Consider the following 592-nt stretch of genomic DNA (forward strand, 5'->3'; position numbering starts at 1 on the left):
CGCGGAGGTCGTGTGGCCGCTGGCCCGCCGCGGGACCGTGGACGTCCCCTCCGGGGACACGCCGTGACGGGGCGCCGCACCGCGCTGATCGCGGCCGCCGTGACCGTACTCGCCTGCGTGCTGGCGTGGGCCTTCCTGGCGCGCATGTACGCCATCCCGTCCTCGTCCATGGAGCCCGGGCTGCGGGCCGGCGACCGCGTGGTCGCCACGCTGCTCACCCCGGATCCGTTCCCGGTGCGCCGCGGTGACGTGGTGGTGTTCGAAGACACGAAGGGCTGGCTGCCCGGGGGCGGCCACGTGATCAAGCGGGCCGTCGGGCTGCCGGGGGACATCGTCTCCTGGACGCCCGGCGAGGAGACGCTGCGCGTGAACGGGGTGCCCGTGGAGGAGCCGTACCTCGCGCCGGGGGAGACGCCCGCGCAGGAGGCGTTCGAGGTGACCGTCCCCGAGGGGCGGCTGTGGGTGCTCGGCGACCATCGTTCGGCGTCGGCGGACTCCCGCGCGCACCGCGCCGGGCCCGGGGGCGGGTTCGTGGCCCTCGACGACGTGGTGGGCCGCGCCCGGTTCGTGGTCTGGCCGCTGGACCGGGTCG

1 protein-coding gene is annotated in these 592 nt (G+C 76.5%); it reads left to right on the forward strand.

What is annotated here, in order from left to right; translation table 11 throughout:
• Window positions 1-63: 63 nt before the first annotated feature.
• A partial coding sequence (lepB, locus tag HMPREF3105_RS01965; protein ID WP_070708648.1) for a signal peptidase I occupies window positions 64-592 on the forward strand: 529 nt, incomplete at its 3' end.

Origin of the sequence: Micrococcus sp. HMSC31B01 (genome assembly GCF_001816085.1) — a bacterium.
Taxonomy (GTDB): domain Bacteria; phylum Actinomycetota; class Actinomycetes; order Actinomycetales; family Micrococcaceae; genus Micrococcus; species Micrococcus luteus.